The following is a 24,943-nucleotide window of genomic DNA, read 5'->3' as shown; positions in this document are numbered from 1 at the left end:
TTCCTACGTGCGCTCATGTTCCTGTCTGCGTGTGCCCGCGCCCCTGCCTACGTGTGCCCGTCCCCCTGCCCGGTCAAGGCCAGTTCGGCATCGAGCCGGCGCAGGCGGGCGAGGACGGGAGCCGTCGGGCGCAGCGCGGCCAGTGCCCGCCAGGCCACAAGGTCGTCCTCGCCCCAGGGAGCGTGCGCCCAGTCCGCCAGCAGATCGGGGTCGTTGCGGTCGACGAGCGCCGCTCGAAGCTGGTCGGCCAGTCTGCGGCGGAGCCGGACCACCGCGGGCGCCTGCGACTGCGGAAGCAGCGGACCGGCATACGCGGCGGCCGCCGCCATCACGGCCCCGGCTCCCAACCGGCGCTCGACCGTGTCGACGTCGCACTCGACGGGGGCCGCCAGGCGGTACGGCCGCGACCGCAGCAGCCCCACCCCGAGCACCCGCCGCAGCCGCGCCATCTCGGCCCGCAGGGTCACCTGCGGCACCGACTCGTCCTCGTACAGCGCGTACAACAGCTCGTCCCCGGTCAGCCCCTCCGGATGGCGGGCCAGCAGCAGGACGATCTCGCTGTGCCGACGGCTGAGCCGCACCTTGCGCCCGCCTACGAGCAGCAACGCCTCGTCACGCCCCAACGCCGACAGCTCGACCGAGGTCCCGGCACCCATCGGCGGGGCGAGCAACGCCAGTTGCGACTCCGCCGCCCGCGCGACCGCCTGCACGAAGGCGAGGCTGTGCGGGTGTGCGAGACCGTCCCCGCCGGTGATGTCGACCGCGCCTATCAGCCGACCCGTTCGCGGATCGTGCACGGGAGCCGCCGCGCACGTCCACGGCTGGACGCGTCGCATGAAGTGCTCGGTGGCGAAGACCTGCACCGGCCGGTCCACGGCGACCGCCGTCCCCGGGGCGTTCGTCCCCATGGCGGACTCCGCCCACCGGGCACCCGGCACGAAGTTCATTCGCCCCGCCCGCTGCCGCGTCACCGGGTGGCCCTCTACCCACAGCAGCCTGCCCTGCGCGTCGCACACCGCGAGAAGATGCTCCCCGTCCGTCGCGAAGGAGCCCATCAACTCGCGGAACAGCGGCATCACGCGTGCCAGCGGGTGCTCCGCCCGGTAGGCGCCGAGGTCCCCGTCCGTCAGCTCCACCGCCGCTCCGGTGCCCTCCGGACTGACCCTCGCCCTGGCCGACCTGCGCCATGACTCGGCCACCACCGAACGCACGGGACGGGCCACCGTCCCGCCGGCGGTGAACCTCTCGTGGGCCTGCCGCAACTGTCGCGCCCGCTCGGCAGGATCGGCACCCGGCTCCAGGGCCACCCATGGATCGGTCAACTCGGCCTCCCGGGACGGCGGTGCGGTGGTGCCATCGTCACCCCGGGAACGGAAGCCGACAAGAACGCGGAACGGTCCGGTACGTCATGCCGCGGGCACGACGCCACCGCGGTCGTCCTCAGACGAAGTTGACCATGCGTATGTAACGCGACCAGTCCCAGTACGGACCGGGATCCGTGTGGTCCGAGCCGGGAACCTGGTGGTGACCGATGATGTGTTCACGGTCCTTGGGGATGCCGTACTTCGTACAGATGGCAGCGGTCAGCGCGGCCGACTGCTCGTACATCGCGTCGGTGAAGTACTCGGGTTTGTCGACCCACCCTTCGTGCTCGATGCCGATGCTGCGCGTGTTGTAGGTCCAATTGCCCGCGTGCCAGCCGACGTTGCGCTCGCGGACGCACTGGGCGATGTGACCGTCCTTGGAGCGCACCACGTAGTGGGCCGAGACCTTCTTCGCGGGGTTCTGGAAGATGGCGAGCGTGTCCGCGTACGTCTCCTGCGTGACGTGGATGATCACGTAGTCGACGGGATACGTGCTGGGGCGGTTGGAGGCCGTGTAGTTGGAGGTGCTGGCCGGGACCCACTCGGCCAGGGGGTAGTCGACCGCCTGGGCTCGGGCGCTCGCGTGGGTGGCGGGCAGGAGGGCGGTGGGCAGCGCGGCGGCGACTGCGCCCTGCAGCAGTAGGCGCCTGCTAGGGAAGAGTCCTGCTCGATCCATGACTGACCTGCCTCTCGGTGGGGGGATCGTCCGGACTGGCGCTGTACTTGAGGGATTCACCTCGGAAGGTCGCTGCGCACCACGTTCTGTCAGTAACGGGTTCTGTCGTAATGGGTTGTGTCAGGAACGGGTTGTGTCAGCGGGGGAGTGAGGCAGCTGTCTCGCGCAGCCGCGCGTGCAGTCCGCGGTGCGTCTCGCGCGTCGGCAGCCATTCCTTTCGGATCTTGGCCACGCACGTGTAGTTGGTGTCACAGACATTGGCGAGCGGCGACTCGACGGTCTGCGTCGCGAACTGATAGGCGTCCAGCTCGCTGAAGCCATAGTCACGCACCAGCCATTGCACCAGGTCGAGTTGGGATATTCGGAAGGCGTCCTCGAGCGGTCGTGCCGACCCGGTCGAGATGATGTGCGTATCGGACTCCAGGCGCGGCCAGGGAGTGGTCACCCCCTTGAGGAGCTCGACGATCACCACGGTGTTCATGGCGCACTCGACGGCCACGCCGCATGTCTCGCCCTCGCCCTGTCGCGCGTGTCCGTCGCCCAGGCTCAACAGGGCGCCTTCGACGTTCACCCCGAGATAGCAGGTGACCCCGGCCCGCATCTCGGGCGTATCCATGTTGCCGCCGTGGGCGTCGGGGACGAGGGCCGAGCGCACCTCCAGATTCGACGGCGCCACACCGATGGTGCCGTGCATGGGGTCCATGGGCAGTTCGACCGTGAATTCGCTGTCCCGCGCGCTGAACTGCGCGGTGCGACGGGCCCGGTCGAGCTGCCAGATCCACACGGCTTCGGGCAGCGGCGGCTGGAGCGAGGCGGTGGAATGCGTCGACGTGAGGGCGCCGAACAGGGGGACCGTGGTGGAGGCCGCCCAGTCGCGGGCCGGTTCGATCGACACGAAGTGCACGGCGACCGTGTCACCCGGCTCCGCGCCCTCCACATAGAAGGGGCCTGTCTGCGGATTGAGGAACGGGAATTCGCAGACCTCGGAGACAAGATCCTTCTCCGAACGTACGTTTCCGGCGAAGCAGTCCTCCGTGAACAGATCCAGCACCGTGCCCGGCGCGATGCGTGCCACGGGCGCGGCTCCGCCGAACGTCCAGGCGTACTCGCCTGCTTCGGGCCGCACGGTCAGGATCCGGGGGTCACTCATTGCTGTACCGCTCCACTCTGGCCGAACGGGCCGTCGATCCGGCCGTCGGGGCCGATCCGATCACTTTGCATTCTTCGGTTGCTCGTATTGCTCGTGTTGCTTGTTGCTTGTTGCTTGTTGCTTGTATTGCTCGTGTTGCCTGTGTTGCTCGTGTCGCTCAGGGCGGGAAGCAGCGCTGGGATGGCAGGCGCCGACATGGAAAAGGACATTGAGGAGGCCGATGCACCGCGGCGCAGCCCTGAAATGGTTTCCCCCGACACCTGAATCCCCCGATCCACTGAACCCCCGACTCGCGGGACCGCCACCGTCACCTGGGCAGCGGCGCCTCGCGTGAATTACGGTACGGCGCTTGCTGGCTGAGGTGGAAGGGCGCGGCTCGCATCTGTGCACAGCGGCGTGACTGTGGATATCTCGGCCGCCCGATCGAGGGATGGGGCGGCGCCCGAAGGACCCGCGGAGAGGGCTTCGCCTACCCCGCCCGCTCCGCTCCGCCGGCTCCCACCGGATCATCCAGCACCGCCCGCGCAACCGAGTGCGCTGCGCCCAGCAGCGGCCCGTCCGGGCCCAGGCCAGAGACTGTCACCTTGCAGGACCGGCCCGCCGTGCGCTGCGTCAACTCGCCTTCCAGGGCAGGCAACAGCCACGGAGCAAGACGCGACAGGGCCCCGCCGAGCACCACGGCCCGTGGGTCCAGCAGATTGACGGCGCCGGTGAGCGCGATGCCCAATGCCGTCCCGGCGCCCCGCAGCGCCTTCCGTACCTCCTTGTCGCCCGCGGCGGCCCGCTCGGCGAGAAGCGCCACCCGGTCCTCGCCGGGATCCAGGCCCGCCGCTCGCAGCACCGCCTCCTCGCCCGCGTACTGCTCCAGGCAGCCGCGGCCGCCGCACGGGCAGGCAGGCCCTTCCGGGCGTACCGGCACGTGCCCCAACTCGCCCGCGAATCCGTGCGTCCCGCGCAGCAGCCGTCCGTCGACGACGAGAGCCGCACCGATACCGATCTCCGCCGAGACATGGAGGAAGTCCTCGGGCGACTCCCCCTCGAGCCACAGCTCTGCGAGCGCGCCGAAGTTGGCTTCGTTGTCCACGGTGAGCGGCAGCGCCGTACGCAGAAGCGGGCCGAGATCGACGTCGTGCCAGCCGAGGTTGGGCGCCCGGACGACCGTGTGCGTGTTGCGGGCGACAAGGCCGGGCACGGCCACGGCGAGACCGGCGGGGGGCAGACCCGACCGGCGGACCTCGTCGCTCACCCGCTCCACCAGGACGGCGAGTTCCTCCAGGACGGGCACGGGGGAGCGGCCGCGGTTGCGGGCCGGTCGCACGATGCGCGCACGTGTCTCGCCGCGCAGATCGACCGCGCACACCGCCAGGTGGTCGACGCCCACTTCGGCGCCGATGCCGACGGGGCCCCGCGCGCTGACCGCGAGGGCGGAGCCGGGACGGCCCACGCGTCCGGGGCGCTCCGGCCCCAGTTCGTCCAGGAGCCCGGACCGGATCAACTCGTCGACCAGCGTGGAGACGGCGGCCCGCGTCAGCCCGATGCGGGAGGCCACGGCGGCACGGGACAGCGGACCGTGCGCGGCCACGGTGTGCATCACCCGGGAGAGGTTGCGGCGGCGCATGCCCTGCTGGGTGTCGGGCAGTCGCGCGTCGGACGTCGCCCGGCGCGCTTCGTGCAGCGGTGCGGTCATGCCTCGGTCAGCCCTCACTCCCCATGGGGCGCCCTGTCCAGGAGCGGCGCCGCGTCGGAGAGTACCCCGGAGATCCGCGACAACGTCGCCTCGTCCCGCTCCACGGGGTCGAGCACGGGCCCCTGGGCCGTGCCCCACCGCCGTGCGATCGCGCTCGGATCGTCGCCGGTCAGGACGCCCGCTGCCTGAGCGGCGGCGCCGAGTGCGACCAACTCCTGCACCTGCGGGATCTGAACGGGGCGTCCGGAGAGGCGACGTACGGTGTGCTGCCAGGCCGCACCGCGTGCTCCGCCGCCGATGAGCAGAAGGGGAGACGAGGGGTCGGCGTCCGCGTCCAGGACCAAGTCGAGCGCGCCGAGCAGCGAGTGCACGGCCCCGTCGTACGCGGCCTGCAGCAACTGCCCGGGTGTCGTGTCGTGCCGCAGACCGTGCAACAGCCCCGAGGAGTGCGGCAGGTTCGGGGTGCGCTCGCCGTCCAGGTAGGGCAGGAAGGCGACGGAGCCGCCCGGTTCCACCGCCTCGCGCTCCAGGCCCAGTAGCGCGGCCACCCGGTCCACGGCCAGCGTGCAGTTGAGGGTGCACGCCAACGGCAGCCACGCGCCGTGCGCGTCGGCGAAGCCCGCGACGGTGCCGGTGGGGTCTGCGGGGCGGTGCCGCGAGACCGCGTACACCGTGCCCGATGTGCCGAGGCTCAGCACTGGCGTGCCGGGGTGCAGGCCGAGTCCCAGGGCGGCCGCCGCGTTGTCGCCGGTGCCCGGAGCGACCAGGGTCCCCTTGGAGAAGGGCAGTTCACCGCTGTGGCGGACCGTGCCGACAACCTCTCCGGGGCGTGCCACTCGGGGAAGCAGTGCCGGGTCGAGGCCCACCATGCCGAGGATTTCCTCGTCGTACGTCTCCGAGGCCGACGCCCACCATCCCGTACCGGAGACGTCGCCGCGGTCGGTGGTGCCGAGCCCGGTGAGGCGCTCCGTGAGGTAGTCGTGGGGCAGGCGCACGGCCGCCGTGGTGCGGGCGGCTCCGGGCTCGTGCTCGGCGAACCAGGCCCACTTCGTCACGGTGAAGGAGGGCCCCGGCACGCTGCCGACACGGTCGGCCCACGCCTTGGGGCCGCCGAGCCGGTCGACGAGGCCGCGGGCCTGCGGGGCCGACCGCACGTCGTTCCAGAGCAAGGCCGGTCGCACCGGGCGGCCTTCCTTGTCGAGCGCGACGAGGCCGTGCTGTTGGCCTCCGATGGAGATCGCCGTCGCTTCGCGTGCGGCTCCGCCGCACTGCTGGAGGGCCGCGCACAGGGCGTCCCACCACTCCTGGGGATCGCTCTCGCGGTACTCGCCCGTGCTGACGCGATGGGGAGCTTGCCCGTCGGCCACGACCTGGCCGGTGGCGACGTCGACGACCAGGGCCTTGGTGGACTGCGTGGAACTGTCCACGCCGACGACGAGGGGGCCCTGCGCTGTGGGCGCTGATGACATGGCGGTCTCCGTTTCTGCGGCTCGCCCTGGGGGATGCTCCGGAGTTTCCTCCCCGACCTTCCCAGAAGGGTCCTCGGATACTAATTTGTAAAGCGCCATGACGAAATAGGCGAGGGAGCCGCACATGAACTACAAGCCCACTCCTGCGGACAAGTTCAGCTTCGGCCTGTGGACCGTCGGCTGGCAGGGCAGAGACCCGTTCGGGGACGCGACCAGGGCCGCAATCGACCCGGCCGACTCGGTGCGGCACCTCGCCGAACTGGGTGCCTACGGAGTGACGTTCCATGACGACGACCTGATCCCGTTCGGGTCGTCCGACACGGAACGGGAGGGGCACATCAAGCGCTTCCGGCAGGCGCTGGACGCGACCGGTCTCGTCGTGCCGATGGCCACCACGAACCTCTTCACCCATCCCGTCTTCAAGGACGGCGCCTTCACCGCCAACGACCGTGACGTACGCCGTTACGCGCTGCGCAAGACGATCCGCAACATCGACCTGGCGGTGGAGCTGGGTGCGCGTACCTACGTCGCCTGGGGCGGCAGGGAAGGCGCGGAGTCCGGTGCCGCGAAGGACGTGCGCGACGCACTCGACCGCATGAAGGAGGCCTTCGACCTGCTCGGCGAGTACGTGACGGCGCAGGGCTACGACCTGCGCTTCGCGATCGAGCCGAAGCCGAACGAGCCGCGCGGCGACATCCTGCTGCCCACCGTCGGCCACGCACTCGCGTTCATCGACCGCCTGGAGCGCCCCGAACTGTTCGGCGTCAACCCCGAAGTGGGCCACGAGCAGATGGCGGGGCTCAACTTCCCGCACTCCATCGCCCAGGCACTGTGGGCGGGCAAGCTCTTCCACATCGACCTCAATGGCCAGACCGGCATCAAGTACGACCAGGATCTGCGCTTCGGCGCGGGCGACCTGCGCAGCGCCTTCTGGCTGGTGGACCTCCTGGAGAGGGGCGGTTACGAGGGGCCCCGGCACTTCGACTTCAAGCCGCCGCGTACGGAGGATGCCGAGGGCGTGTGGGATTCGGCCGCGGGCTGCATGCGCAACTACCTGATCCTCCGGGAACGTGCGCGGGCCTTCCGCTCCGACCCGGAGGTCCACGAGGCGCTGCGTGCCGCGCGCCTGGACGAACTGGCGCTTCCCACCGCCGATGACGGGCTGGCGGGACTGCTCGCCGACAGGGGCGCGTACGAGGCGTTCGACGTGGAGGCGGCCGCCGCGCGCGGGATGGCCTTCGAGCGGCTCGACCAACTGGCGATGGACCACCTTCTGGGAGCCCGGGGCTGATCCCCGACCGAGCGCCACGCGCCATCAACTTCCGCACAGGGGTCGCCTCATGACCGATTCGAGGCGACTCTGGATGGTATGGCCATGCCGCCCGTACCGCCGCAACCACCTCCGCCGCCGCCCAGTGGTCCGCCGCCCCCGGGCGGTGGCGGGTTCGGCCCACCCCCAGGGGGCGGGTACGGGCCACCTCCCGCAGACGGCGGGTGGCCACCCGGGCCGCCTCCTGGCGGGCCCCCGGGGAGGCGCACGGGGCTGCTGGTCCTGCTCGCGGTGATCGTGGCCGTGGGCGCCGTCGCCGCGGTGGTGTTGCTGGTCACCGGAGACGACGGCGAGGGCAAGAAGGGGCCCGCGGAGTCCAGTACTGCAACCGCGTCCGAGCCCACTCCGTCACTGAGCATCGCGTCGCAGATCCCGAGCGAGCTGCCCACCGACCTGCCCACCGGATTGCCGAGCGGACTCCCGTCCGTGCCCACCGGTTTCCCGAGCGACCTCGACTCGTTGCTGCCTACGGTTGCGGGTGACGCGGTCCCGTACTACCTGCTGGGGACCGGCGACTGCTTCGACATCGACGACAGCAGGCCGGGCCGGGCGGCGAAGAGGTCCTGCAACGAACCGCACGACGCCGAAGTCGTCGAACTCGCCGAACTGAAGGGCTCCTTCACGACGGACGCCGCCCTCAAGAAGGCGGCGGCCGCTTTGTGCGAACGGCCACTGGAGCGCAAGGCGCGAAGTCAGCCCTCGGGCACGGTGCGCGGCACTCTGGTGCAGTACCCGGACGCCTCCGGATACAAGTACGGCATCGACGACGTCGCGTGCAGCCTGGCCGGGGACAGCGGCTCGGGGAGGCACAAGCTCACCAAGCCGCTGTCTTGACGAAGCGGTGTCTCCGAAGACGGCCCCTTGGGGGGGGCGAAGCGGCTGCTGAACTCAGTACTTCCGAGGAAGCCGTACATAGGTGACCGTGGTCTCCACGCCGCTGTCGACCAACCGCCCGTCCTTGTCGAAGGCCTCCGTCCCGTCCGTCATCCCGAAGTCGTTGTCGTTGATGACGGCGAGCGTGCGGCTGTCGACCCTGGCGGCGCCCTCGATCTTGCCCGGGACGCCGTCCACGGTGCCCAGGTCGACGACCAGTCGCTTGCCGAGGACGGGCACTCCGGAGGATGCGGGATCGTCGAGCTCCTCCAGGGCGGGCCGCGTGGTGCCCTTGTCCCACTTGCCGCCGAGGATGTTCGCCTTGCGGGTGAGCGTGACCGTCTGGAGCCGCGCCGCCTTGTCGGTGCGCTCCTGGACCAGGAGCCGGTCCCGACCGACGGCGACCACGGAGGAGATCTTGAGTTCGGACGTGTCGTCCTCGCCGGGGTCGACGACGCCCACGGGATCGAATCGGTAGGCGTACTCGCCGGTGACGGCCTGCTTCTTCGGCGAAAAGCGCACCAGCCGTGTCGTGCGCGAGCCGTCCCCCGCGTCCGCGTTCGGAAGTGACAGGGGGCTCTGCAACGCCATCACCAGGTCGCCACCGGGCAGTTGGGCGAGCCCTTCGAAGCCGCGGTTCGTCTTGCGGTGCAGCAGAATGTCCGGCAGAGCTTCGACCACGGGGTAGTCGGCGCCACGCAGCTTCAGCCCACGGGGAACGTAACGCTTGAGCACCTTCCCGCGCGCGGAGACGTGGATCAGCGAGGGACCGTACTCGTCGACCAGCCAGAAGGTGCCGTCGGCGGCGCGCACGATGCCCTCCGTGTCCAGGCCGTTCGGGTCGTAGGAGACGGGCCTCTTCGCGTCGTACGTGTACGGGGCCTCGTCACGGCCTTCCTGGTTGGGCAGCCCGGTGACGGGCCTCCCGGAGGAGGTGGTGAGCGGCAGCGCGGACACCACCTCCACCTTCTCCCCAAAGACGCGGATCTTCACGATCGCCGGATCGAATCCGGGAACCGGGAACGTGCGGCGCTTCTTGCCGGCCACCTTGATCTGGCCGTTGGGGCCCCGATCGGTCACCGTCCAGAACTCGCCCTTGCGGCCCGCCGGATAGAGGTCGCTCCCGATGCCGCCGAGATCCACACCGCGGTCGTCGTCCACGGTGCCCGGAAGCAGCGCATTGCTGAACGTGCCGAGAGGAATGTCCCCGAGCGTCGCCGTGCCGGTGACGCGTGCCTCCTGCCGGCCCCCGCCCGCCTGGTGACCGGTCGCGGTGCCGGCCACCACGAGTGCGGAGGCGACGGCGAGCGGCACGCCTACGGCTACGGAACGGCGGACACGGCCCTTGCGGGCGGCGTGCGGGGACATCGGGGCCTCCTGGGGCACGGGTTCGGCGACAGCGGCCAGACTTCGCCGCCGTCACGAACACGAGGAAGCTTCCGGGTGAACATCGGGGGACGCGCCGACGGCGCCTCCCGCGAGGGGCAGGAGGCGCCGTCGTCAACCACCGGTCCGATCAGTAGCCGTGGGGCGGAATGCCCTGGTCGTCCCCCCTTCGGATAGGCCACGCCGACAGAGCTGACGAGCCCGGTGCCCCCGCTGTTGAGCCTTGGGCGGCTCTTGCGGTCAGACCTCCCTGAACCGACGTGATCCACGCTCGCCGATGTCATGGCCGCGCTCAATCGCTGGGCAGGGGGAGTGCGTGCGCCGGTGTTCCCGGCGCACGGGCGCCCCGCGGGGACGCGCCGGTGGGCGCCGTGTGCCTTTCGGCCATGCGCCATGTCTCGCGCCTGCGCGCTCTCACGCCGGGCTCGTGGGCCGCGCGCCACGCTCCGGGGCCGGCGTCCCACGGCTGAGTCAGTCGCCCCCGCCGGCCACGGCCAGCGCCGTCGCCGGGTCCTGGGCCACAGGCCCCGCGGGGGTCCAACGGCCGCGCTCCTTGCGGTAGGGCCACCAGCGACCGTCACGCCCATGACGCAGCTGAGCGTCCGCGCCGACGACGGTCCAGCGGTTGCGGGTCTCCCGCAGCTGCGGGCGCTCGCCCTCGTCCCAGGCCGCGTCCAGCGCGGCACGCGCGCGTGCCAGGGCCTCCTCCTTCGGCGTCCACTCCTCCTCGAGCACGTGGAGCGCGGCCCGGCCGCCGAACCGCCAGGCCCGCACAGCGAGCGCGAGACCGTCCCGGCCGCGGTCCGACACCTCCGCGAGACGTCCCTCCATCGCCCCGCCGGGGCCCGCGGCAGCCAGGCGTACGGCATCCTCGCTGGCGGTCAACCCGCCTTCCACCGGAAGACGTTCGTGCTCAGGAGCGAGAGCCTCGGCCAGCAACCGGTACGCCTCGACGGCCGCCTGCGCGGCGAGGAACTCGACCGCTGCCACATCGAGCCCCGGCGCGGGCTCCGCCTCCGTGTCCAGCGCCGGCGGCAGACCCGGCGTCTCGGGCAGCGGAGGCAGGTCGGGCAGCGGCGGCAGGATGGCGCCGTCCGCGTACGCCTCCGCGGCGCCCACGCCCTCCTGGGCGGCCTCCTCACCCTCCTCGGAGGGTTCCTCCGCGTCGGCTCGCGCGATGCTGCGCACCTGCAACTCGTTCAGCAGCTCCCGCTCCCCGCGTCCCCGCATCAGCAGGAGCACGAAGGGGTCCTGGTCGAGCAGCCGCGCCATCTGGTAGCAGAGCGCGGCCGTGTGGCCGCAGTGGTCCCAGGCGTCGCAGTCGCACTCCGGTTCCAGGTCGCCGATGCCCGGCAGGAGTTCGACGCCCGCCGCCGCGGAGTCCTCCACCAGGTGGGGCGGCATCTCACGGTCGAGGAGGGCCGCGATGTGGCCGGCCCGCTCGATGGCCATCTCCAGGAAGCGATCCCACTCCTCAGTGCTCATCTCCTGCAGGAGCACGTCGGAACGGTGTGTCGCGCCGTCGCGGTCCCGCACGACCGCGGTGATCCTGCCGGGCCGTACGGAGACCGCGCCCACCGCACCCGCGCGTGCGAGTCTGCGCCCCGTCTTCAGCTGCTGGGTGTCCAGCGCCGTGTCCTCCAGCGCCTTGAGCCAGGCCTGGCCCCACCAGGTCTGTGCGAAGCCCCGGCCGTGCGCGGGCGGCAGCGCCGCAAATGTGCGCTCGCCCGACGGCACACCCGCGCGCGGGTCCTCGTCGGCCGCACCGTATGTCTCGTCATGGATGTCACTCATCGCGTGCCCCCTCGCAGCTCGACCAGATCGGACAGTTCGGCATCGGTCAGCTCGGTGAGAGCGACCTCGCCGGAGCCGAGGACGGAATCCGCCAACTCCCGCTTGCGCAGCAGCATGTCGGCGATGCGGTCCTCGATCGTCCCCTCCGCGATCAGCCGGTGCACCTGCACCGGCTGCGTCTGCCCGATGCGGTACGCACGGTCGGTGGCCTGTGCCTCGACGGCGGGGTTCCACCAGCGGTCGTAGTGCACGACGTGCTCGGCACGCGTCAGGTTCAGCCCGGTGCCCGCCGCCTTGAGGGACAGCAGGAACACCGGGACCTCGCCGTCCTGGAAGCGCTGCACCATCGCCTCTCGCTCCGCGACGGGCGTGCCGCCGTGCAGGAACTGCGAGGGGACACCACGGGCCGCCAGATGCCGCTCGATGAGCCGCGCCATCTGCACGTACTGCGTGAAGACGAGCACGCTCGCGTCCTCGGCGAGGATCGTGTCGAGCAACTCGTCGAGCAGCTCCAGCTTTCCGGAGCGGCCCGGGATGCGGGGCTTGTCCTCCTTGAGGTACTGCGCCGGGTGGTTGCAGATCTGCTTGAGGCCGGTGAGGAGCTTGACGATCAGCCCTCGGCGTTCGAAGCCGTCGGCCCCGGAGATCTCCGCGAGGGTCTCCCGCACCACTGCTTCGTAGAGGCCCGCTTGTTCCGCGCTGAGTGAGACGGCGCGATCTGTCTCCGTCTTCGGCGGCAGCTCGGGCGCGATGCCTGGATCCGACTTGCGACGGCGCAGCAGGAACGGACGCACGAGCTGCCCGAGCCGCTCGGCGGCTGCCGGGTCCGTGCCGCCTTCCACGGCCTTGGCGTAGCGCGTACGGAAGGTGCCGAGCTTGCCGAGCAGACCGGGCGTCGTCCAGTCGAGGATGGCCCACAGCTCGGAGAGGTTGTTCTCCACGGGAGTACCGGTGAGCGCCACGCGCGCGCGTGCCCCGATGGCGCGCAGCCGCTTGGCCGTCGCCGAGTACGGGTTCTTGACGTGCTGTGCCTCGTCGGCGACGACCATTCCCCAGGAGACCTGCCCGAGCTTGTCCGCGTCGAGTCGCATGGTGCCGTAGGTGGTGAGGACGAACTCGCCGTCCGCCAGATCCTCCAGGCCGCGCTGAGCGCTGTGGAAGCGGCGTACGCGCGTGCCGGGCGCGAACTTCTCGATCTCGCGCTGCCAGTTGCCCATCAGCGACGTCGGACAGACCACCAGCGTGGGCCCCGCGGACTCCTCGTCGGTCTGGCGGTGCAGATGCAGGGAGATCAGTGTGATCGTCTTGCCGAGGCCCATGTCGTCGGCGAGACAGCCGCCGAGACCGAGCGACGTCATCCGGGCCAGCCAGTTCAGGCCGCGCAGCTGGTAGTCGCGCAACTCGGCCGCGAGCGCCTCGGGCTGCCCGACGGGCTCCATGCCCTCCGGGTCGGCGAGTCGCTCGCGCAGGGTGGCGAGCCACCCCGTGGGCTGTACGTCGACACGCTGACCCTCGACTTCGGCGGTACCGGTCAGGGCGGCGCTGAGGGCATCGATCGGGGTGACCTTGCGGTCGTGCCTGTCGCGGGCGCGCCGTGCCTCCTCGGGGTCGACGAGCACCCACTGGTCGCGCAGACGGACGACGGGGCGGTTCGCCTCGGCGAGCCGGTCCAGTTCTTCACGGGTCAGCTGCTGATCGCCCAGCGCGAAGCGCCAGTTGAAGGCCAGCAGTGCGTCGGCGGAGAGGAAGGACGGCATGTCCGCGGAGAGCTTTTCGGGCCCCCGCTCCTGGTCGTCCCGCTCGTCGTCCGGCGGGCCGATGACCGCACGCGCGGTGAGGCTGCGCGCCAGCTCCTTGGGCCAGTGCACATCGACACCTGCGACCGCCAGCATCCGGGCGCCCTCGCCCAGGAGTTCGGCGACGTCCTCGTCCGCCAGCTCGATGGCGTCGGGCACGGAGGCCGAGAGGAGCGGTGCGAGGGGCGGCCACGCGCGCGTGGCACGACGCAGCGCGAGGAGGGCGTCCATCCGTGCGCGCGGTCCGAAGGCCTGCGCCGCAGCCCCGGACCCGGCCCACACCTCCGCGGCGTCCGCGACGAGCGTGGGATCGCTGACGCTGTGCAGCTGCAGGACGGTGCGGAAGGGCAGTCGGGTGCCGTCCTCGGTCACCGTGGCCAGGCCGGGGATCTCCACGCGCAGCGAGATCCGTACGCCCGCGTCGTGCCCGGAAGCCACGTCCAGGGCCCAGGCGCGCTGATCGGGTACGTGCTGGGGCTCGGGCGCGGCGAAGACGGGCCCGCCCGCGGCCGACGCCGCGGCGGGGGAGCGCGGCAGGGTGTCGGCCACGGCGTCGAGGAACTGGCGCAGCAGACGCTCGGGTTCGGGCAGCCGCAGCGGTTCGCCCTCGTCCAGGGGCAGTGCGTGGGCTTCGGGCGGCATCGCGGCGGACAGCTCACGCAGCCGTTGCAGGTCGTCGGAGCCCAGCGGTCCGGCACGCCAGGCGTCGTGGTCGTTGAGGGTCAGTCCGGGCAGCAGCAGCCCACGGGCGGCCAGTTGCAGGGCGAGCACGCCGGCCGTCCCCCAGAAGGCGGCCGTCGGATGGGTCCCTGACACGGCACGCGCGCGCGTGAGGATCGGCAGCGCGGCGCGGACAGGGAACAGCGTGGCGGGCACGCGGACGAGCTCGACCCCGTCCTCGGCCGGAACCACGACGGTCATGACTTCGCGGACGCCCGCAGCGCTGGAAGGAGGCTCGGCGCCGTCGGGGCGCCAGAAGGCGACCTGACCCCCACGCGCGGGGTCGGCAGGCATGAACAGGACCGAACAGCGTGACAGTTCGGAGATCTCGGAGGGTGACACGACAGGGAGCCTGTGCACAGCGATGGCGCATTCCTCAAATTTGACTACTGAGACCGGAGCGGCCGAGAGTACCTCACGTCGCGGGATTCACGGGAATGATCGCGCGGTGATCCCGGTCACCTCGCGTCGTGGGGTGTAGCCAGCACCACCATCCGGCGGTGCTGGCCCCCGAGTGGACACGGGTGGTGGCGCCATGGTTGCCCATGGTCACTGATCCGTACGTTCTATCAGGTCAACCCGTTGTCATGAAGACCGGAGACCCACCATGTCCCAGGCCGCCTCGGCAGTCGCGGATCGTCCCTCAGCCGACGCCGGCAGGCAAGCCGCCGGAAGTGATTTCGCACCACTCCTGCGTACCGTCAAGGGGCAGGGACTCCTGGAGCGTCGCGTCGGCTGGTACACGCGCACCATCGTGATCAACACCCTCGCGCTGGTGGCTGTGGGCGTCGGGATGTTCGCCCTCGGGGGCTCGTGGTGGGTGCTGTTGCTCGCTCCCGTCCTGTCGATCCTCTGCGCCCGCACGGCATTCATCGGCCATGACGCGGGCCATTCCCAGATAACCAACAACCGGTCCGCCGCCCATGCCATCGGCCTCGTGCACGCCAACCTCCTGCTCGGGATGAGCTCGTCCTGGTGGAACGACAAGCACAACCGGCACCACGCCAACCCCAACCACCTCGAGAAGGATCCCGACGTCGCTCCGGACGTCCTTGTGTGGACCAGCAAGCAGGCCAAGGTCCGTGTGGGCTTCCGGCGTTGGCTCACCCGCAACCAGGCCTGGCTCTTCTTCCCGCTGACGCTCCTCCAGGGCATCGCCATGAAGGTCTACGGCTTCCAGGACCTGCGTCGGCAGTCTCCGCGCGAGCGCCTGGTGGAAGGGCCCCTGCTGGTCGCTCACCTCATCGGCTACGTGACACTGCTGCTCGCCGCCATGCCCCTCGGCCACGCGATCGCCTTCGCCGCCCTGCACCAGGCACTCTTCGGCCTGCACCTCGGACTGGCCTTCGCGCCCAACCACAAGGGCATGGAAATGCCCGACTCGAACGGTGAGCGCTGGGGCCATCTGCGCCGCCAGGTGGTCACGTCCCGCAACATCCGCGGCGGCGTCGTGACCGACTGGTTCCTCGGCGGCCTCAACTACCAGATCGAGCACCATCTGTTCCCCAGCATGCCCCGCCCTCACCTGCGACTGGCCCAGCCCGTCGTGCGCGCCCACTGCGCCGCCGTGGGCATGCCTTACACCGAGGCCGGATTCGTGGACTCGTACCGTCAGGTGCTGCGCCACATGTACGAAGTCGGTGAGCCCCTGCGGGTCGAGTAGCGGGAGGATGGAAGGAGACCACCGGGAGGATGGAAGGAGACCACTAAGGGGCGCGGCTCAGGGATCTCTCAGGGTCGCGGTGAGGAACCGTGGGAGGCCCCACCCCGTTTTCCAGGACAGAGAGCGGCAGAGGCCGCGAAGGAGGCGACGCACATGTCGAAGAACGCGAAGATCGCCGCAGGAGGTGTGGCGGCCGGCATCATCCTGTTGATCTGGCTGCCGTGGTGGGCGGCACTTCTGATCGTGCTCGGAGTCCCCGCGGCCGCTTACCTGGCGCTGGACTCCGGTCAGCGGCACAGGCTGCGTCGCGTCAGCCGCAAGGAGCTCGGCCGCTGAGGCCCCGGCGCGGCGCCCCGGAGAGACCGTCCGCTTCGCGGCCTGCCGATGCGGTTCCGCGGGCGGAAGGGAGCCGTACATGGACGCACGCGCGCCACGTGCGCGTGCAGCATTGCTCGCAGCGGTCCGCCTGCTCCGTGAACGCGGCACCCCGACATCGGGGGAGACGGCGCTGGCACTGGTGGTGATCGGCGGCCGGGGAAGCTCCTGGGACGAGGTCTGGCGCAGCGAACTGGCGGCGCTGCGCGACCATGAGGACCACGACACGGCCATGGCCGCGCTCCTCGTCGACCCCGAAGCGGGCAACTAGCGGGCAACTGACGGGTCTCCCGGGCGAAGCGCGGAGCACGTTCAGGCGGGGCGGACCGCCATCTTGTCGAGGGCCTCCAGGAGCGCGGGGAGTTCGGGCCCGCGCCCGACGGGCAGCACTTCTCCGGGCTCCTCGTCCAGGAGCACGAACGCGATGTCGTCGGTCCTCGCGACCAAGGACCAGCCGGGACCGTCGGCACGCAGGGTGCGGGCGTCCCCCGAGGCGAAGGAGGACCGCACCCTGCCCAGGGGCGGAGGCGTGTCCACGTACGCACGGGCTTCGGCGAGGACACGCTGGACACCGGTCAGCGGCACGTCCTCGGACTTCTTCGAGGAGTCCTCCGCAGAGGTGCCCTCCGCTGAGGTGCCCTCCGCGGAGCCGTCCGTCGTGAAGTCGGCGTCGTCGATCTGTTCCCGCCAGGACGCCCACTGGAGCGCTATCTCATCGGCGCCCAGGCGTCGTTGCGCAGGGCCCCAGGTGTCGGACTGCGGCGGCACGAGCGGCAGTCGGTCCGCGTCGTCAGGGCCCGGCTCGGGGTCGTGCGGAGCCGGCACGCCGGGAGCCGCGACGGCGACCGCGAGCGGCCAGCCTGGCAGCGCTGTGACCACCGTGTGCTCCTCGGGCGACAGGTCGTACTCCATGCCGCAGTCCCAGGAGGCGATCGCCACGGCCACCAGTGACACATCGTCGACGACCACGGTCCAGCGTGCACCCTCGCCGTCCTGGCCGAGTACCAGGCCGTATCCTGCGGCGAGCGGCGCGAGACCGAGTGCCGCGCACGCCTCGGGGTAGTCGTCGCCCAGCACGCTGGGGAACTTCGCGGGTGTCAGCAGCACCGCCGTGAGCACGTACAGCGCGTCGTCCTCGGCGGCGACAGCGTCGTCCGTCCCGGCCATGCCAGCCTCCCCATCGCTTGTCCGTCGGCGCACCCTAACCACTCGCCCCGGAGATCGTCGAGGGTGGATGACCAGGAAATTCACCGACGGACCGCCTGGTTGGACCGCTGCGGTGGGGCGCGGCTCAGGCTGCGGGCAGGCCCAGGAGTGAACGGGCCACGTCCCGCGGCGACTCGTCGCGCTCTCGCGCGAGGGCGATCACAGCCCGGCACGCGAGCTCGCTGACGCCGAACGACAGTGCCTCCGGGGAGACCCATTCCGTGGCCTCGTCCATCTCTTCCTGGTCGTCCTCGGCGCACGCCGCGACATAGACGGCGGCAGCTTCGAAGAGGTTGTGCGTGCGCTTCTGCGGGGCGGGGTCGTGCGCACGCTCGTCCTCGTCGCGCGACGGCTTGTTGGTGCGCCAGAACTTGCGGAGTCCGTCGAACATGTCGGCTGCCTTCCCCCGGGGTGCGATTGTCACCGCTGATCGCTCATCTGCCGTTCACCAACGTAGAGTTAGTGTTCCGGTGACAGAAGGGGGACCGCGCGGTGAAGCGATTCGAGCGGCTCGAGCAGATCAGGCGCCTCGACCCGGAGCGGGACTTCCTCCAGATCTACCGGCTCACCGCGACATTCGAGTTCCCGTGGGACTATACGCGCGCACTCGAACTCGCGCTCTATCGCACCTATGCGGTCCCCAGCATCGGCCGACTCCTCGCGCAGACAGCCGAACTGACGGACCGTACGCAGAAGAGGTACGACGACACGGCCCTGCTGCTCGACACTGTCGTGGAGCACGGCTTCGGCAGTGACGAAGGCCGCACGGCCATCCGCCGCATCAACCAGATGCACCGCAGCTACGACATCAGCAACGAAGACATGCGCTACGTACTGTGCACGTTCGTGGTGGTGCCGAAGCGGTGGATCGACGCCTACGGCTGGCGCAGGCTCTCGCGCCACGAGACCACGGCCGCCGCCGTGTACTACCGCACCCTCGGGCAGCACATGGGCATCAAGGGGATCCCGGACTCTTACGAAGAGTTCGAGAAGTGCCTCGACGACTACGAAGAGGCCAACTTCGGCTGGGACCAAGGGGCGTGCGAGGTGTCGGACGCGACACTCGACCTGATGGCGTCGTGGTACCCGCGTCCCCTGGCGCCCTTGGTGCGCAACGCGACGCGCGCACTGCTCGATGACTCCTTGCTGAGGGCCTTCCGTTACGAGCGGCCCGGTGCGGTGACCCGCTCGCTGGTCCGGAGTGTGGTACGGCTGCGGGGGCGCGCGGTACGTCTCATGCCGCCGCGCAAGGCGCCGCACTATGCGCGGCAGAACTGGGAGATCAAGGGCTACCCCGACGGATACGAGGTCGCCGAGCTCGGTTCGTTCCCCGTGCCGGGCGTCCGAGGGTGCCCGGTGCCGCACAAGGGTGGGTCAGCGGGTGCTGCCGTCGAGTGATGTCAAGGTGGTGCGCAGCCAGGCGAGTTCAGCGCGGCTCGTCGCGCGGGCGATCGTGAGAATGCCGCGCCGGAAGGGGTCGTCGAGCTCCTCCGCGCGCAGGGGCCTTTCGCCCTCGTAGAAGAAGCTGGCGGGTTCCTCGAGGAAGGCCAGGCGCTGCCGCAGCACCACCGCCTGCGCCGCGTCGTCGTCCAGATGACGGAGGAAGGCGAGGAGCGTGAACCAGCGGTTCTCGTCGGTGATGTCCCCTCGCGCCGGCTCCGCGAGCCGCCTGCGCAGTTCCTGCCTGCCCTGCGAAGTGAGGCTCAGGACGTGGCGAGGTGCCGCCACGGCTCCGGGCCGCGTCTCGCGGGCGAGCAGCCCCGCCTTCTCCAGCCGCTTGATGGCGGGGTACAGCGTGCTCTCCGCGACGGGCCGTACGTGCCCGGTCAGTGCCGTGATGCGCTTGCGCAGCTCATAGCCGTGAAGGGAGGTGTCGTAGAGGAATCCGAGGATGGCCAGTTCGAGCATGGCCCGCATTCTGCCGCACGCGGTGTCTGCGCACGGAGTACATCTGGTGCGTAATACATCGGTGCCGATGTATGGTCCCTTCGGGCGCTCGTGAAGGGCGAGGCAGGGGCACACGAGAACGGGGCACGACCATGCGTGAGGCACGGTTCGACGCACAGGGCAGCAGGGTGCGGTGGACGGAAGCCGCTGGGGCCGAACCGGCGCGGGTGTACGTCCACGGCCTCGGCGCGGCATCGACCGTCTACCACGCGCACGTGGCCGCCAGGCCCGAACTGGCGGGTCGACGTTCCCTGTTCGTGGATCTGCCGGGGCACGGGATCAGCGACCGTCCCGCTGACTTCGGCTACACCCTGGAGGACCACGCCGACGCACTGGCCGCGGCATTGGACGAGGCCCGCGTTGCCGGCGCGGAGATCGTCGCGCACAGCATGGGCGGAGCCGTCGCGATCGTGCTCGCGCACCGACGGCCCGACCTGGTGTCGAGGCTGGTCCTCACGGAGGCCAACCTCGACCCGAATCCTCCCGCGACGGCGGGCAGCAGCGGCATCGCCACGTACACGGAGGAGGACTTCGTCGACGGCGGTGGCCACGCGCGCGTGCTGGAGACGGTCGGCCCCTCTTGGTCGGCCACCATGCGCCTGGCCGATCCCCGGGCGCTGCACCGCAGCGCGACCGGATTGGTCGCAGGTACGCGGCCCACGATGCGCCGGATGCTCATGGCGCTGGCCGTGGACCGCGTCTACGTTCAGGGCGCGTCGAGCGGCGAACTCGCGGGGCAGGACGAGCTGGTGGCGTCCGGCGTGCAAGTGGTCGTGGTGCCGGAAGCGGGGCACAACGTCATGTTCGACAACGCGGACGCGTTCGTCGCCGCGGTCGCCGGGCGCCCCTGACCGCCCCCGCTCTCGAAGCCGGGGCCACTCAGTCTTCGCGCTCCGCCAGAGCCAGGAACCGGGCGTCCTCGTCGACGTACGACGTCATGCGCCAGCCGGAGGCGGCGAGGAGCGGCCCCAGGTTGCCCTCGGCGCGCAGATCGCCCGGAGTGATCCGGCGTCCCTGCCGGGCCGCGAGAGCCGCCCTGCCGATGGGGTGGAACAGGGCGAGGAGGCCGCCGGGCCGTGTCACCCGCCGCAACTCCCGCAAGTTCTCGGCGGGATCGGGCAGGTGTGAGATCAGGCCGGCACCGAATACGGCGTCGAGTGACTCCGTGCGCAGCGGCAGGCCCGTGACGTCGGCGAGCAGGAGCTGCCCGTCACGGGCCCTGCCCGCACGTGTCGCGGCCTCCAGCATGGCCGGCGTCAGATCGGCGCCCAGCACCACGCCCGACGGCCCTACGGCCTCCCTGAGGGCGGGAAGCGCTCGTCCCGTCCCGCAGCCGGCGTCTAGCACACGAGAGCCGGGGCGGAGCCCGAGCTCGGCGACAGCGGCCCGGTAGGCCGGACCGTCATCGGGGAAGCGGGTGTCCCAGTCGGCCGCGCGGGCCGTGAAGAAATCCTGGACCTGTGTGGGGTCGTCGCTCATACGCGCCATGATCCCGCATGGAGTCGCACGCGCGTTGGGTGCACTCGTTCGAGCGTGACGCGATCGTTCAGGACCCTCTCTCTGTCACATTCCATCAGCTTTCGAAATGCGCCCCCGTTGTGCGCCCCGGGCCGGACTAGCGTCCCTGGGCCATGGGACACCTGGACCACGCCACCTTCGGCTGGCTGACCCCCGTGCTGTCGTACGCGATGGCCTGCATCGGCGCCGCCCTCGGACTGCGCTGCACCGTCCGCGCGCTGGGCGCCTCGGGCCGCTCGCGCCGGAACTGGCTCATCACCGCCGCCTCCGCCCTCGGCACCGGCATCTGGACGATGCACTTCGTCGCCATGCTCGGCTTCGGAGTCACCGGCACCGAGATCCACTACAACGTCCCGCTGACCATCCTCAGCCTCCTGGTCGCGATGGCCGTCGTGGGCGCCGGCGTCTTCGCCGTGGGGTACGGCCGCGACCGCGGGCGCGCGCTCGTGCTCGGCGGCCTCACCACGGGCCTGGGCGTCGCGAGCATGCACTACCTGGGCATGGCGGCCCTGCGTCTGCACGGTGACGTGCGGTACGACCCTGTGCTGGTCGGCCTCTCCGTAGCGATCGCTGTCGTCGCGGCGACCGCTGCGCTCTGGGCCGGGCTGAACATCAAGTCGCCGCTCGCCGTCGCGGTGGCATCGCTGGTGATGGGCGGGGCGGTGAGCAGCATGCACTACACCGGAATGCTCGCGGTGAGCGTGCGCGTCGCTCCCTCCGAAGCCGCACTGCCCGGCGCCACGACGATGCAGTTCATCTTCCCCCTGGCCGTAGGACTCGGCTCCTATCTCTTCCTGACCTCGGCGTTCGTCGCGCTGTCCCCGACCGCGGGCGAGCGCGAGGCCTCCGTGTCGGCCCAGCGGCCGGTCGGGAGCGCGGCCCTGTAGAGGCAGTCCTTGGGCCGGTGACGGCCGAGGGACACGCCCCGAACCCATCCGAGCGAGGAGGCCATGCGTACACCCCGTAGCACGCCTGATCCGGCCGCAAGTGCCGCGCCGTCACATCCGGTGCCCCCTGCGCGCGGGCGCCGTGCCCACGCCGGCCCGCCCGCCGATGAACGCCAGGACCCGGAGGACCAGTTCACCGAAACCCCGTCGGAACGGGTACCCACGCGCGCGGGACGGTGGCGACTGCGGCCGCGCACCGTGCGCGCCAAGATCGTGTGCCTGCTGATGGTGCCCGTGGTCTCGCTGCTCGCCCTCTGGGGGTACGCGACCGTCACGACCGCACAAGACGTGGCGCGTCTGCGGCAGTTGCGGTCCGTGCAGAGCGCCGTGCACGACCCCATCGAGGCGGCCATCACCTCGCTCCAGGCAGAACGGGTCGCCGCCGTGCGCTACGCGACCGAACCCGGCGCCGACCGCGGCGCCGCACTGGAGAGGCAGGCCGCCACGACCGACCGGGCCGTGGCCGAACTGCGCCTGGGCGAGCACCGGACCGTCGCCGACGGAGCGGGCCTGCCCGACGGAGTGGCGGACCGGCTGGAAGCGTTCGTCACCGGTGCGGAGGCGCTGCGCTCCCTGCGCAGCGACGTGCTGGACCGCAGCACGGGCTGGGACGCGACGTACGGCCAGTACACAAAGACGATCTCGCAGGCCTTCGGGGTGGGCGGTGCGCTCACCGGCATGCAGGACACCGCACCGGGTTCCGACGCGCGCGTGCTGCTCGAATTCTCCAGGTCGGGCGAAATGCTGGCCCGCGAGGAGGCCGTCCTCGCAAGTGCCCGGCTCGACGGCTCTCTGGGCGGGGAGCGGCTGCGGCTGTTCACCGGTGCCGTCGACACCCGCCGGACCCTGACCGACACGGCTGTCGCCGATCTGCGCGGGCCCCAACGGGCAGCCTGGCACGAGCTGGAGAAGGGACGCGCGTACGGGGACGTCCGCGCCGCCGAGGACAAGGTGCTCGTGTCCGAGCCCGGCACGAAGGCGCTCGCCGCGGCCCCGGCGAAGACCTGGGACAACGCCTACGCGACCGTGCGGGACGAGCTCCACGCCATCGAGGACGGCGCGGACCGCAGTGCCGCCGACCGCGCCGACCCGTTCACCCACGGCGTGCTCACCCCGGCCGGTGCCGCAGTCCTCTTCGGGCTCGCCGCCGTCGCCGCCTCGCTCGTGATCTCCGTACGCATCGGGCGAGGCCTTGTCGTCGAACTGGTCAGTCTGCGCAACAGCGCCCTGGAGATCGCCCGGCGCAAACTCCCGCACGCCATGCGGCGACTGCGCGCGGGGGAGGAGATCGACATCCACGTCGAGGCCCCCACCGGACCGCCCGCGGAGGACGAGACGGGGCAGGTCTCCGAAGCGCTCGGCACCGTCCACAGGGCGGCCCTGCACGCGGCCATCGAACGCGCGGAGCTCGCCAGCGGTATCTCCGGAGTGTTCGTCAATCTGGCCCGCAGGAGCCAAGTCCTCGTCCACCGTCAGCTCGGCCTCCTCGACACCATGGAGCGAAGGGCCGACGACCCCAACGAACTCAGCGACCTCTTCCGGCTCGACCATCTGACGACCCGGATGCGGCGCCATGCGGAGAGCCTGATCATCCTCTCCGGAGCAGCACCGGGCCGAGCCTGGCGGATGCCCGTCTCCCTGACGAACGTGGTCCGCGCGGCAGTGTCCGAAGTCGAGGACTACGCGCGCGTGGAGGTGCGCCAACTCCCCGCGGCCTCGGTCCTCGGCACGGCCGTCGCCGACCTCACCCACCTGCTGGCCGAACTCGTCGAGAACGCCGCCCAGTTCTCGCCGCCGCACACCAAGGTGCGGGTCAGCGGCGAACCGGTCGGCAACGGCTACGCCCTGGAGATCGAGGACCGCGGGCTCGGCATGGGCGCCGAGGTACTGGCCGAGGCCAACCGGCGCATCGAACAGTCCGAGGCCCTCGACCTGTTCGACAGCGATCAACTCGGACTCTTCGTGGTCAGCAGGCTCGCCGCACGGCACAGCGTCAAAGTGCACCTGTGCACATCCCCCTACGGCGGGACCACCGCGGTCGTGCTGCTCCCCACCGCACTCCTGCACAGCGGTACGGCGGAGAGCGCGGAGGCCCACTCAGTGGAGCGTGGAACCATCATGGACAAAGAGCACGCGCGCGTGCAGGGAACACCGCAACAGCACGTGAACGGCACTTCCGTGCCTGCCGCGGAGGCTCGCCCTGCTCTGGCCGCTGCCGTGGATGCGCCCTCGCCGCCCGGCGTCACCACGCTGCGGCCGCACAGGGACCGCGACACACACGACACCCCGGACCGGGCCCCCACCACTGGCAAGGGACCGCTGGACGTCGCGAGCGCCGACGCCCAGGACGTGGCGGGTGAACTGCCGCGCCGGGTACGGCAGGCGAGCCTCGCGCCCCAACTGCGCGAACGCCACCCCGCAGACGGCGCGGGCGCGATGGTCACCGAGGGAGAGGACGAGCGCAGCCCCGAGCAGGTGCGCGACCGCATGACCGCTTACCGCGACGGTTGGGTACGCGGCGGCGGCCCGCTCCCCGGCGTCGTCGGCTCGGTCCCCGGCACTTCAGGGCCCGTACCGGGCAGTGACAGCAGCGAAGGAGATCTCAGATGATCCAGGATCAGCGCATACCCGCCGGGCGGACCGGCGAACTGGACTGGCTGCTGGACGACTTGGTGCTGCGGGTCGGCGAGGTACGGCACGCGGTGGTCCTGTCCAACGACGGGCTGCCGGTCGGCGCGTCGACCGCTCTGACCCGTGAGGACGCCGAGCACCTGGCTGCCGTGGCCTCGGGCTTCCACAGCCTCGCCAAGGGAGCGGGCCGGCACTTCGGAGCCGGGGGAGTGCGCCAGACCATGGTCGAGATGGACGACGCCTTCCTGTTTGTGGCGGCCGCGGGCGACGGGTCCTGCCTCACCGTCCTCAGCTCCGTGACAGCCGACATCGGCCTTGTCGCGTACGAGATGGCGCGGCTGGTCAAGCGGGTGGGCGAGCATCTGCACACCCCGGCGCGCTTCGCCGCGCGACCACCCGCTGCCGGATGAC

22 protein-coding genes are annotated in these 24,943 nt (G+C 71.0%); 10 read left to right on the top strand and 12 right to left on the bottom strand.

Going from position 1 to position 24,943, the window contains the following annotated elements; genetic code table 11:
* Positions 1-47: 47 nt before the first annotated feature.
* The 5 genes from AB0B50_RS28720 to xylB form a co-directional block, all read right to left on the bottom strand.
* On the bottom strand, positions 48-1,322 hold the full coding sequence (locus AB0B50_RS28720) for a GAF domain-containing protein (RefSeq protein WP_362338076.1): 1,275 nt from the start codon (positions 1,320-1,322) through the stop codon (positions 48-50).
* Positions 1,323-1,440: 118 nt separating this feature from the next.
* Entirely contained in the window at positions 1,441-2,040 is a 600-nt protein-coding gene (locus tag AB0B50_RS28715) for a peptidoglycan recognition family protein (RefSeq protein ID WP_362338073.1), read from the bottom strand.
* A gap of 136 nt (positions 2,041-2,176) precedes the next feature.
* The gene (locus AB0B50_RS28710; protein WP_362338070.1) at positions 2,177-3,190 is read right to left on the bottom strand and encodes an acetamidase/formamidase family protein; all 1,014 of its coding nucleotides are present in this window, start codon (positions 3,188-3,190) and stop codon (positions 2,177-2,179) included.
* Positions 3,191-3,659: 469 nt separating this feature from the next.
* Entirely contained in the window at positions 3,660-4,877 is a 1,218-nt protein-coding gene (locus AB0B50_RS28705; RefSeq protein ID WP_362338067.1) for an ROK family transcriptional regulator, read from the bottom strand.
* Between the two features lie 14 nt (positions 4,878-4,891).
* Positions 4,892-6,346 carry a xylulokinase gene (gene xylB / locus AB0B50_RS28700; RefSeq protein ID WP_362338064.1) on the bottom strand — a complete coding sequence of 485 codons (1,455 nt, stop codon included), beginning with the start codon at positions 6,344-6,346 and terminating at the stop codon, positions 4,892-4,894.
* Positions 6,347-6,470: 124 nt separating this feature from the next.
* On the opposite strand from xylB, the gene xylA reads away from it, so the two are divergent.
* Both xylA and AB0B50_RS28690 read left to right on the top strand, forming a co-directional pair.
* Positions 6,471-7,637, top strand: a complete 1,167-nt coding sequence (xylA, locus tag AB0B50_RS28695) for a xylose isomerase (protein WP_362338061.1) — start codon at positions 6,471-6,473, stop codon at positions 7,635-7,637.
* 270 nt (positions 7,638-7,907) lie between these two features.
* Positions 7,908-8,510: a hypothetical protein gene (locus tag AB0B50_RS28690; RefSeq protein WP_362338058.1), complete on the top strand. Its 603-nt coding sequence runs from the start codon at positions 7,908-7,910 to the stop codon at positions 8,508-8,510.
* Positions 8,511-8,564: 54 nt separating this feature from the next.
* Here AB0B50_RS28690 and AB0B50_RS28685 read toward each other — a convergent pair whose 3' ends face one another.
* The 3 genes from AB0B50_RS28685 to AB0B50_RS28675 all read right to left on the bottom strand — a co-directional run bounded on the left by AB0B50_RS28685 (position 8,565) and on the right by AB0B50_RS28675 (position 14,605).
* On the bottom strand, positions 8,565-9,917 hold the full coding sequence (locus tag AB0B50_RS28685) for an esterase-like activity of phytase family protein (RefSeq protein WP_362338056.1): 1,353 nt from the start codon (positions 9,915-9,917) through the stop codon (positions 8,565-8,567).
* Positions 9,918-10,406: 489 nt separating this feature from the next.
* A complete protein-coding gene (locus AB0B50_RS28680; RefSeq protein ID WP_362338054.1) occupies positions 10,407-11,729 on the bottom strand; it encodes an SWF or SNF family helicase in 1,323 nt (440 codons plus the stop codon).
* Positions 11,726-14,605 carry a DEAD/DEAH box helicase gene (locus AB0B50_RS28675; protein WP_362338051.1) on the bottom strand — a complete coding sequence of 960 codons (2,880 nt, stop codon included), beginning with the start codon at positions 14,603-14,605 and terminating at the stop codon, positions 11,726-11,728. The genes AB0B50_RS28680 and AB0B50_RS28675 overlap by 4 nt, the downstream gene beginning before the upstream one ends.
* Positions 14,606-14,852: 247 nt before the next feature.
* On the opposite strand from AB0B50_RS28675, the gene AB0B50_RS28670 reads away from it, so the two are divergent.
* The 3 genes from AB0B50_RS28670 to AB0B50_RS28660 all read left to right on the top strand — a co-directional run bounded on the left by AB0B50_RS28670 (position 14,853) and on the right by AB0B50_RS28660 (position 16,554).
* A complete protein-coding gene (locus AB0B50_RS28670) occupies positions 14,853-15,908 on the top strand; it encodes an acyl-CoA desaturase (protein ID WP_362338048.1) in 1,056 nt (351 codons plus the stop codon).
* Positions 15,909-16,061: 153 nt separating this feature from the next.
* A complete protein-coding gene (locus AB0B50_RS28665) occupies positions 16,062-16,244 on the top strand; it encodes a hypothetical protein (protein ID WP_362338045.1) in 183 nt (60 codons plus the stop codon).
* A 79-nt stretch (positions 16,245-16,323) separates the two neighbouring features.
* Positions 16,324-16,554: a hypothetical protein gene (locus AB0B50_RS28660; RefSeq protein WP_362338042.1), complete on the top strand. Its 231-nt coding sequence runs from the start codon at positions 16,324-16,326 to the stop codon at positions 16,552-16,554.
* A 41-nt stretch (positions 16,555-16,595) separates the two neighbouring features.
* Here the strand turns inward: AB0B50_RS28660 and AB0B50_RS28655 are convergent, their stop codons facing one another.
* On the bottom strand, positions 16,596-17,450 hold the full coding sequence (locus tag AB0B50_RS28655; protein WP_362338039.1) for a hypothetical protein: 855 nt from the start codon (positions 17,448-17,450) through the stop codon (positions 16,596-16,598).
* Positions 17,451-17,574: 124 nt separating this feature from the next.
* Positions 17,575-17,880 carry a hypothetical protein gene (locus AB0B50_RS28650; protein ID WP_362338036.1) on the bottom strand — a complete coding sequence of 102 codons (306 nt, stop codon included), beginning with the start codon at positions 17,878-17,880 and terminating at the stop codon, positions 17,575-17,577.
* Between the two features lie 101 nt (positions 17,881-17,981).
* Between AB0B50_RS28650 and AB0B50_RS28645 the strand changes: the two genes are divergently transcribed.
* On the top strand, positions 17,982-18,887 hold the full coding sequence (locus AB0B50_RS28645) for an oxygenase MpaB family protein (RefSeq protein WP_362338033.1): 906 nt from the start codon (positions 17,982-17,984) through the stop codon (positions 18,885-18,887).
* Here AB0B50_RS28645 and AB0B50_RS28640 read toward each other — a convergent pair.
* Positions 18,864-19,397 carry a PadR family transcriptional regulator gene (locus AB0B50_RS28640; RefSeq protein ID WP_362338031.1) on the bottom strand — a complete coding sequence of 178 codons (534 nt, stop codon included), beginning with the start codon at positions 19,395-19,397 and terminating at the stop codon, positions 18,864-18,866. The two genes, AB0B50_RS28645 and AB0B50_RS28640, sit on opposite strands and share 24 nt — an antisense overlap.
* A gap of 131 nt (positions 19,398-19,528) precedes the next feature.
* Here AB0B50_RS28640 and AB0B50_RS28635 point away from each other — a divergent pair, with 131 nt between their 5' ends.
* Positions 19,529-20,287, top strand: coding sequence for an alpha/beta hydrolase (locus AB0B50_RS28635; protein ID WP_362338028.1), 759 nt, complete (start codon positions 19,529-19,531; stop codon positions 20,285-20,287).
* Positions 20,288-20,315: 28 nt separating this feature from the next.
* Here AB0B50_RS28635 and AB0B50_RS28630 read toward each other — a convergent pair whose 3' ends face one another.
* Entirely contained in the window at positions 20,316-20,915 is a 600-nt protein-coding gene (locus AB0B50_RS28630) for a methyltransferase domain-containing protein (protein WP_362338025.1), read from the bottom strand.
* A 152-nt stretch (positions 20,916-21,067) separates the two neighbouring features.
* Here AB0B50_RS28630 and AB0B50_RS28625 point away from each other — a divergent pair, with 152 nt between their 5' ends.
* From AB0B50_RS28625 to AB0B50_RS28615, 3 genes are all read left to right on the top strand, one after another.
* Positions 21,068-21,841 (top strand): MHYT domain-containing protein, encoded by a 774-nt coding sequence (locus AB0B50_RS28625; RefSeq protein ID WP_362338022.1) that lies wholly within the window; start codon positions 21,068-21,070, stop codon positions 21,839-21,841.
* Positions 21,842-21,904: 63 nt separating this feature from the next.
* The gene (locus AB0B50_RS28620; protein ID WP_362338019.1) at positions 21,905-24,511 is read left to right on the top strand and encodes a nitrate- and nitrite sensing domain-containing protein; all 2,607 of its coding nucleotides are present in this window, start codon (positions 21,905-21,907) and stop codon (positions 24,509-24,511) included.
* Complete coding sequence (locus tag AB0B50_RS28615; RefSeq protein WP_362338016.1) at positions 24,508-24,942, top strand: roadblock/LC7 domain-containing protein; 435 nt, start codon at positions 24,508-24,510, stop codon at positions 24,940-24,942. Before AB0B50_RS28620 ends, AB0B50_RS28615 begins: the two co-directional genes overlap by 4 nt.
* The last annotated feature ends 1 nt before the right edge of the window (position 24,943 follow it).

This window comes from Streptomyces sp. NPDC041068, assembly GCF_040647455.1.
GTDB lineage: Bacteria > Actinomycetota > Actinomycetes > Streptomycetales > Streptomycetaceae > Streptomyces.
Note: the sequence above shows the minus strand (reverse complement) of the source record. Positions and strands in the feature narration are given on the sequence as shown.

What these genes read in the sequence shown, in the direction of transcription:
- AB0B50_RS28625 (WP_362338022.1), top strand. Translation starts at nt 21,068, where the DNA reads ATGGGACACCTGGACCACGCCACCTTCGGCTGGCTGACCCCCGTGCTG.
- AB0B50_RS28655 (WP_362338039.1), bottom strand. Translation starts at nt 17,450, where the DNA reads ATGGCCGGGACGGACGACGCTGTCGCCGCCGAGGACGACGCGCTGTAC.
- AB0B50_RS28685 (WP_362338056.1), bottom strand. Translation starts at nt 9,917, where the DNA reads ATGTCCCCGCACGCCGCCCGCAAGGGCCGTGTCCGCCGTTCCGTAGCC.
- AB0B50_RS28705 (WP_362338067.1), bottom strand. Translation starts at nt 4,877, where the DNA reads ATGACCGCACCGCTGCACGAAGCGCGCCGGGCGACGTCCGACGCGCGA.
- AB0B50_RS28715 (WP_362338073.1), bottom strand. Translation starts at nt 2,040, where the DNA reads ATGGATCGAGCAGGACTCTTCCCTAGCAGGCGCCTACTGCTGCAGGGC.
- AB0B50_RS28665 (WP_362338045.1), top strand. Translation starts at nt 16,062, where the DNA reads ATGTCGAAGAACGCGAAGATCGCCGCAGGAGGTGTGGCGGCCGGCATC.
- AB0B50_RS28640 (WP_362338031.1), bottom strand. Translation starts at nt 19,397, where the DNA reads ATGCTCGAACTGGCCATCCTCGGATTCCTCTACGACACCTCCCTTCAC.
- AB0B50_RS28630 (WP_362338025.1), bottom strand. Translation starts at nt 20,915, where the DNA reads ATGAGCGACGACCCCACACAGGTCCAGGATTTCTTCACGGCCCGCGCG.
- AB0B50_RS28620 (WP_362338019.1), top strand. Translation starts at nt 21,905, where the DNA reads ATGCGTACACCCCGTAGCACGCCTGATCCGGCCGCAAGTGCCGCGCCG.
- xylA (WP_362338061.1), top strand. Translation starts at nt 6,471, where the DNA reads ATGAACTACAAGCCCACTCCTGCGGACAAGTTCAGCTTCGGCCTGTGG.
- AB0B50_RS28680 (WP_362338054.1), bottom strand. Translation starts at nt 11,729, where the DNA reads ATGAGTGACATCCATGACGAGACATACGGTGCGGCCGACGAGGACCCG.
- AB0B50_RS28660 (WP_362338042.1), top strand. Translation starts at nt 16,324, where the DNA reads ATGGACGCACGCGCGCCACGTGCGCGTGCAGCATTGCTCGCAGCGGTC.
- AB0B50_RS28710 (WP_362338070.1), bottom strand. Translation starts at nt 3,190, where the DNA reads ATGAGTGACCCCCGGATCCTGACCGTGCGGCCCGAAGCAGGCGAGTAC.
- AB0B50_RS28635 (WP_362338028.1), top strand. Translation starts at nt 19,529, where the DNA reads ATGCGTGAGGCACGGTTCGACGCACAGGGCAGCAGGGTGCGGTGGACG.
- AB0B50_RS28615 (WP_362338016.1), top strand. Translation starts at nt 24,508, where the DNA reads ATGATCCAGGATCAGCGCATACCCGCCGGGCGGACCGGCGAACTGGAC.
- xylB (WP_362338064.1), bottom strand. Translation starts at nt 6,346, where the DNA reads ATGTCATCAGCGCCCACAGCGCAGGGCCCCCTCGTCGTCGGCGTGGAC.
- AB0B50_RS28650 (WP_362338036.1), bottom strand. Translation starts at nt 17,880, where the DNA reads ATGTTCGACGGACTCCGCAAGTTCTGGCGCACCAACAAGCCGTCGCGC.
- AB0B50_RS28670 (WP_362338048.1), top strand. Translation starts at nt 14,853, where the DNA reads ATGTCCCAGGCCGCCTCGGCAGTCGCGGATCGTCCCTCAGCCGACGCC.